At 74.7% G+C, this 2,258-nt stretch carries 1 protein-coding gene and 1 pseudogene; one reads left to right on the forward strand and one right to left on the reverse strand.

Annotation, left to right across the window (positions count from 1 at the left end):
• The coding region (locus tag CCN56_RS40725) for an NPCBM/NEW2 domain-containing protein (RefSeq protein ID WP_179200172.1) at positions 1 to 511 on the forward strand (511 nt) is incomplete at its 5' end.
• Here the strand turns inward: CCN56_RS40725 and CCN56_RS40730 are convergent.
• A pseudogene (locus tag CCN56_RS40730) lies at positions 498 to 2,258 on the reverse strand (AfsR/SARP family transcriptional regulator); the annotation flags it as partial. The gene CCN56_RS40725 and the pseudogene CCN56_RS40730 overlap by 14 nt on opposite strands.

Raw genomic sequence — 2,258 nt, forward strand, 5'->3', positions numbered from 1 at the left:
GAGCCCGAAGCCGACGCCGAAGCACGAGGCACCCCGCCCGAAGCCGAAGCCCGAGCCGAAGCCCGCCCCGCCGTCCGTCTACCAGGTCAACGAGCTGCAGTACGGGGTCTTCGGCGACGGCACCAAGCCCGAGGTGTCCCTCTCGGACAGCAGCTGGATGTGGCAGCGCACCGGCGTGTCCATCGGCGGCACCCAGTACGCGCACGGGGTCAGCGTCCACGCGCCGTCCTCACTGCTCATCGACCTCAACCGGCAGTGCACGAGTTACGACGCGATCGTCGGCATCGACGACCTGAGCGCCCAGCTCGGCGTCGGCGGCGTCCGCTTCTCCGTCTACGGGGACGGGAAGCGGCTCTGGCGCTCCCAGGTCGTCCAGGCGGGCGACCCGCCGGTCCCGGTGCACGTCGACATCGCCGGCCGCTCCTCGATCCGGCTCGTGGTGGAGGAGCACACGCCGTTCGGCCGGGCCGCGGTCGCGGACTGGGCGGAGTCCCTGATCAGCTGCTCCTGACGGCCCTCCCGGCGGCCTGCGGGACGGCGTCCTGCGGGACGGTGGCTTGCGAGGCGGTGGCTTGCGAGGCGGTGGCGAACGGTTCGACGAGGTCGAGGACCTCGTCGACGCCGAGGCCCGCGCCGGCCGCGCGGGCGGCGGCCAGGGCGGACGCGTCGAGCTCGGCGACCGCCCGGGCCGTCACGGACTCGACGTCCCGCAGCTCGGGGACCGAGCGGGGCATGTCCCGGCGCCAGTGGTCGACGGCGGCCATGACCCGTACGGCGAGGTCGACCTCGCCCGCCTCGGACAGGGTGACGGCGAGCCCCTCCGCCAGGCCGGTGGTGATGAAGTCCGCGCACTGGGCGTCGCGGGCGGTGCGCAGCGCGGTGATGGCCGTGGCGACGGCGACGGCCCCCTTCCCCTCGTACGCCTCGACGCGGGCGGCGATCCCGGTCACCGCCGCCTCGAAGTGCGGGGGCGGGGTGCCGAGCGAGACCGTCCGACTCGCCGCCTCCAGCTGGGCGCGGGCCTCCGTGACGTCGCCGCGGTGGAGGGCGAAGGCGGCGCGGAGGAAGCAGACGTACGTCTGGCTGTCCCGTACGTGGTAGCGGTCGGCCTCCCGTGCGGACTCGTCGAGGGTCCGCTCGGCGGCCTCCAGGTCGCCGCGGCGGTATTCCAGTTCGGCCAGGCGGCCGAGGAGGAAGGGGGCCTCGGCGTGGGCGCCGACCTCGCGGGCGAGACCGAGGGCCTCCTCGTACGCCTCGCCCGCGTCCTCGAGCCGGCCCCGCATCATGTTGGCCTCGCCCGCCGCGCTCGCGATCTGGGCCCCCATCCAGCGGTCGCCGACGCGCCGGGCGATGCCGCGGAGTTCGGCCAGGGCCTCGTCGACGTCGGGCATGCCGCCGGGCATGTCGACGACCATGTGCGTACGGAACATGAGGCTGACGCCGAGCTCCCAGTCGCCGCCGTGGCGGCGGCAGTTGTCGACGGCGGTGTCGAGGAGGTCGCGGATCACGGTCGGTTCCTCGGTGAGGTACGCGGTGAACGGCCAGAGCAGGCCGGGGAAGCGGGCCGACTCGGGGCCGGGCTCCTCGCCGAACGCCGCGCGGACGCGCCGGACGAGCGCGAGGGTCTCCGGCTCCTTGAAGTCCCCCATCGTGCTGCTCTCGACCGCGAGGAAGAAGTGCAGCATGCGCAGGTGCATGCGGGGCCAGTGGCGGGGGTCGGCGGGGTCGTCCGGGTCCTCGCCGAGGGCGACCGCGCGCTCGACCCAGGCCAGGCCCTCGGGGCGGTAGTTGCGCAGCCACCAGAACCAGCCCACGGCGAAGACGAGCCGGAGGGCGGCGGCCTCGTCGGGGGCCGTGACGAGGGTGTGGTGGAGGGCGGCGCGGATGTTGTCGAGGTCCCGTTCGAGCCGGTCGATCCAGGGGAGCTGCTCCGCCGAGCGGAGCTTGGGATCGGCGGTCTCGGCGAGGGCGGTGAAGTGGGCGGTGTGGGCGGCCTCGGCGGCGGCGAGCAGCTCGGGTTCCTCGGCGGCGCGCTCGGTCGCGTACTCGTGGATGGTCTCCAGGAGCCGGTAGCGCATCTCGCCGCCCTCGGTGGGGGTGGCGACGACGAGGGACTTGTCGACCAGGGCGCCCAGGGCGTCGGCGGCGTGCGGGGAGAGGGCCTCGGCGGCGGCCAGGTCCCAGCCGCCGGCGAAGACCGAGACCTGGCGGAGCAGGGTGCGCTCGGCCGGGTCGAGCAGGTCCCAGGACCAGTCGAC

Origin of the sequence: Streptomyces sp. NRRL B-24572 (assembly GCF_002156145.1) — a bacterium.
In the GTDB taxonomy this organism is placed as follows: domain Bacteria; phylum Actinomycetota; class Actinomycetes; order Streptomycetales; family Streptomycetaceae; genus Streptomyces; species Streptomyces vietnamensis.